This is a genomic window from Roseateles sp. P5_E11, from assembly GCF_054049355.1.
The window spans coordinates 1-4,681 of record NZ_JBFUMO010000465.1 but is presented as its reverse complement, the minus strand read 5'-3'; the positions used below and the strand labels follow the sequence as shown (position 1 = coordinate 4,681).

The 4,681-nt window shown below is 68.5% G+C and carries 4 protein-coding genes; 3 read left to right on the top strand and 1 reads right to left on the bottom strand.

Going from position 1 to position 4,681, the window contains the following annotated elements; genetic code table 11:
* From ACXJKR_RS24695 to ACXJKR_RS24685, 3 genes are all read left to right on the top strand, one after another.
* A partial coding sequence (locus tag ACXJKR_RS24695; protein WP_457325066.1) for an exosortase C-terminal domain/associated protein EpsI occupies nt 1-501 on the top strand: 501 nt, incomplete at its 5' end.
* A 42-nt stretch (nt 502-543) separates the two neighbouring features.
* Nucleotides 544-1,824, top strand: coding sequence for a nucleotide sugar dehydrogenase (locus ACXJKR_RS24690; RefSeq protein ID WP_457325064.1), 1,281 nt, complete (start codon nt 544-546; stop codon nt 1,822-1,824).
* Between the two features lie 83 nt (nt 1,825-1,907).
* Nucleotides 1,908-3,047, top strand: coding sequence for a TIGR03088 family PEP-CTERM/XrtA system glycosyltransferase (locus tag ACXJKR_RS24685; protein ID WP_457325063.1), 1,140 nt, complete (start codon nt 1,908-1,910; stop codon nt 3,045-3,047).
* Here ACXJKR_RS24685 and ACXJKR_RS24680 read toward each other — a convergent pair.
* A partial coding sequence (locus tag ACXJKR_RS24680; protein WP_457325062.1) for a hypothetical protein occupies nt 3,002-4,681 on the bottom strand: 1,680 nt, incomplete at its 5' end. The two genes, ACXJKR_RS24685 and ACXJKR_RS24680, sit on opposite strands and share 46 nt — an antisense overlap.

Sequence of the window (4,681 nt, the reverse complement as noted above, 5' to 3'; positions counted from 1 at the left end):
GTCCTGCGTGGCCGGTTCGCGCCCGCCACCGGCGACGCGCCGGTGGGGGTCTATGTCGGCTATTACCGCGACCAGCGTTATGGTCGCCAGCTCGTCACCTCAGTCAACGACCTCGTCAATGACGAGGACGACAAGGAATGGTCGCGCACGGGCGCCGGCCAGGCACAGCTGGACGGCCTGACCTGGCGCACCGGGGAGCTGCGCGGCCAGGCCCTGAACCAGGTCAGCGGCGGCGGCAACATGGCGCCGCGGCTGCGCGTCTGGCAGATCTACTGGATCAACGGCCGGCCCTTCACCAGCGACTGGCAGGCCAAGCTTTATGGCGCCTGGCAGAGTCTGCTGGGCCATGGCGACGATGCGGCGGTCATCCTGGTCTATGCCGACAAGACCGTCGCCGGCGCTGATGACGCCCTGCTGCGCGAATTCCTGCACGCGCACTGGGGCAGTCTGGACACCGCTTTGCGCGGGGTGCGCGACCGCGACGCCGCGCGCCAGCAGTGACAATCACGCGCCTTCAAAAATCACAGCAACGAGAAACGATCCATGAATACGCTCGCAGTCATCGGCCTGGGCTACGTGGGCCTGCCCCTGGTGGTGGAGTTCGGCAAGCAGGTGCGCACCATCGGCTTCGATATCGCCAAGAACAAGGTGGAAGCCTGCCAACGCGGCACCGACCCGAGCCGCGAGCTGACGGACGAGGAAGTCCAGGCGGCCAAGCACGCCGTCTACACCGACGATCCAAAGATGCTGGCCGAGGCCGACGTCATCATCGTCGCCGTGCCCACGCCGGTTGACGAGGCCCACATCCCCGATTTCCGCCCGCTGATCGGCTCCTCCACCAGCGTCGGCCGCCACATGAAGAAGGGCGCCATCGTCGTCTACGAGAGCACGGTCTACCCCGGCGCCACCGAGGAGGTCTGCATCCCCGTGCTGGAGCGCGAATCGGGCCTGAAATGGAAGCAGGACTTCTTCGTCGGCTACAGCCCCGAGCGCATCAACCCGGGCGACAAGGAGCACACGCTCACCAAGATCCTGAAGATCGTGTCCGGCGACACACCCGAGACCCTCGACACGGTCGCCAAGGTCTACGAGATGATCGTCGAGCCCGGCGTGCACCGCGCGTCCAGCATCAAGGCCGCCGAGGCCGCCAAGGTCATCGAGAACACGCAGCGCGACCTCAACATCGCGCTGATGAACGAGTTGTCCATCATCTTCGACAAGCTCGGCATCGACACCTCCGAGGTGCTGGAGGCGGCCGGCACGAAGTGGAACTTCCTGAAGTTCAAGCCGGGACTGGTCGGCGGCCACTGCATCGGCGTGGACCCCTACTACCTGACGCACAAGGCCGACATGCTGGGCTACCACCCGCAGGTCATCCTGGCTGGCCGTCGCATCAACGACGGCATGGGCAAGTTCATCGCCGAGCAGACCATCAAGCAGATGATCGCCAGCGGCAGCCCGGTGAAAGGCGCGCGCATCAACGTGCTGGGCCTGACCTTCAAGGAGAACTGCGGCGACCTGCGCAACTCCAAGGTCATCGACATCATCAACGAGCTCAAGACCTACGGCGTCGAGATCTTCGTCACCGATGCGCAAGCCGAGGCTGAGGAGGCCATGCACGAGTACGGTGTGCGCCTGATGCCCTTCGAGGACCTGCCGCAGGCCGATGCCATCGTGGCCGCCGTGTCGCACCGCGAGTACGCCGGCCTCAGCGCCGCGGACATTGGCAAGAAGCTCGTCAAGGGCGGCGCCTTCATCGACGTGAAGGCCGCCTTCGACGCCAAGGCGCTGGTGGACGCGGGCTTCCGCCTCTGGCGCCTGTAAGGATGGAGCCCCCACGCGTGCTTCGCACGCTGCCCCCCGAGGGGGCGCGTCAGCGCCTACGGGCGGCCGGGCGGCGCTGACCTGTGCAAGCGGACCTGCGACCCCTGGTCGTGCACCTACTGCACCGCTTCGACACCGGCGGGCTGGAGAACGGCGTCGTCAACGTCATCAACCACCTGCCGGCGTTCCGGCACGCGGTGGTGGCGGTGACCGAGATCACTGCGTTCAAGGAGCGGGTGAAAGCGCCCGGCACGCAGTTCATCGCATTGAACAAGCCGCCAGGGCAGGGCTTCTGGCTCTATCCGCGTGTCTACCGGCTGCTGCGCGAGCTGCGCCCCGCCGTCGTGCACACGCGCAACCTCGGCGCGATGGAGTTTCAGCTGCCGGCCTGGGCCGCCCGTGTGCCGCTGCGGGTTCACAGCGAGCACGGCTGGGACGTCAACGATCTCGGCGGCGTCAGCCGCACCAACCAGCGCCTGCGCCGTGTCTACGGTTCTGGCGTGCATCGCTTCGTGGCCTTGTCCAAGGCCATCGAAACCTATCTGACCGGCCCGGTCGGCTTTGCGGCCGAGCGCGTGCAGCGCATCTGCAACGGCGTGGATACGCAGCGGTTCATGCCCGCGGCCGTCCCGCCCGAGGCCTGGCCCTATCGCCGCGGCGAGCATCTTGTCATCGGCGCGGTGGGACGGATGCAGGCCGTGAAGGACCCGCTCAACCTCGTCAACGCCTTCCTGAGCCTGCGCGAGCTTTGCCCGGCCGACTGGCCGCGCTTGCGCCTGGTGATGCTCGGCGGCGGCCCGCTGTTCGACGCGGCGCGTACGCGGCTGGCCGAACGGAGCGCAGCCGATCAGGCCTGGCTGCCCGGCGACCGCAGCGATGTCGCGGCCCTGCTGCCGAACTTCGACATCTTTGCGCTGCCGTCGCAGGCCGAAGGCATCAGCAATACGCTGCTGGAGGCCATGGCCTGCGGCTGCGCGCCGGTCGCGACGGACGTGGGGGGCAACCCCGAACTGGTGGAGAACGACGCGAACGGCCTGCTCGTGCCGGTGCAGGACAGCGCTGCGCTCGCCGCGGCGCTGGCCCGGCTCGTCAACGATGCGGCGCTGCGCCAGCGTCTGGCCGAGGCGTCGCTGGCCCGCGCACGGGCGCAGTTCAGCCTGGACGGCATGATCGCCGCCTATGGGGCCTTGTACGCGTCGGCGGCGCGCGGCCGCAGTTCGTAGGCGGGGAAGCCGCCGGCATCAACCGGGCCGCTGATCGCATAGCGCGCCGCCAGGTGTTCGCGCAGCTTGGCGCGCGGCAAGCCGGCCAGCGCCACCTGCATGACCGGGCCGCGCCAGTCCTGGTCGTCCAGCGCACGGAACACCAGCACGCGACCGCCGCGTGCCAGCGCGGCATCGACCTGCGCATCCAGGCGTGCCAGCAGCGCCGCCGTATCGGCCTTGGTGTCGTTCATCTGCACAAGGTCGATGTTGAAGCGCTCGACGCCCGGCGTGTCGAAGAGGCTGCTGTCCGGCTCACCCGGGTAGGCGGCAAAACCCACGTACAAGCCCTGCGGCCCCAGCGCCGCCTGCAGCGCCTGCTGGCGCTCGGCCAGCGCGAAGCGCGCCTTGGGGATGCCGTAGCCGATGAGGTTGACGACCAGCAGCGCCGGCATCGCGACGCCCAGCAGCCACACGTCCAGCCAGCGCCGGCGCAACTGCAGCGCCAGCACCGCGACCGGCATCGTGAACTGGAACCAGTGCTCCGGGTCGTTGAGGTTGTAGTAGTACGAGAAGGCCGCCGCGCCCAGCACAAAGGCCCAGGGTGACAGCAGGCCGGGCTCGGCGCTGCGCAGCGCCTGGCGGGCACCCACGACGGCGATGGCTGCCAGCAGCAGCCCCACCAGCGCCGCCAGCAAAGCCTGGCCCAGCAACGATGGCAGCACCGCATGCACATCGGGCAGCCAGCCCCACATATAGGCCCGGCCCAGCGTACCGAGGGACGGCAGGAAGGCGAAGTTGTTGATGAGGCTGAAGGCGAAGCGGACCGGCATCTCCTTCCAGGAGACCAGCCAGTTCTGCAAGGCCTGCTTCTCCTTCAGGCCACCCAGCGTGAAGCCCAGCAGGTCCTGCGCCTGCGTCGTGCCGGTCTGGCGTGCCATCACATAGGCGGCCAGCAGCAGCGCAAAGCCCACGACGGCCAGTGTGATCGCATAAGGCAGGGTCTGGCGAAGTGCCACCATGAAGCCCCGGCGGCGTGCACCGCGGATCAGCATGAAGAGGGCCAGCAGCAGGGCCTGGGGCAGTACGCTGACGAGCAGGTTCACGCCCACGCCCGACCAGGCCGCGCTTGCGATCATGTCGCGCGTGCCGGGCTGGCCGGCGGCCTCGGCGCGTTCCCAGCGCAGCGCATGGTGCAGGGCCAGCGCCAGCGGCGGGAACACCATCAGCTTGATGTGCGCCGTGGGGCCGAGGGTCAGGAGATTGAAGCTGACCGCGACGAAGACGACGGCGGCGACGCTCTTCAGCATCGAATGGCCGGCCTCCCGCAGCGTCGCGAAAAAGACCGCGCAGCCCCAGGCCACCGAGAGGACATTGATGGCCTCGAGCGTGTGGTTCACGCCGAGCACGCCGCCGCTGGCGCGGTACAGCAGCATGGCCAGCGGCTGCATCCACAGGTGCCCCAGGTCCCAGAAGAAGCTGTTGGCACCCAGTTCGTGCCAGTAGCGGTCGACGTCATCGACCTTCAGCGCCGAGCACAGCCAGGCGTAGGCCAGCGCGACCGCCAGGCCGACGCCCAGCAGCTGTAGCGGGCGGGCGCGTTGCGCCGTGCCGCTCACTTCTGGCCCCAGTGGCCCGAAATGGCCTCCACATGG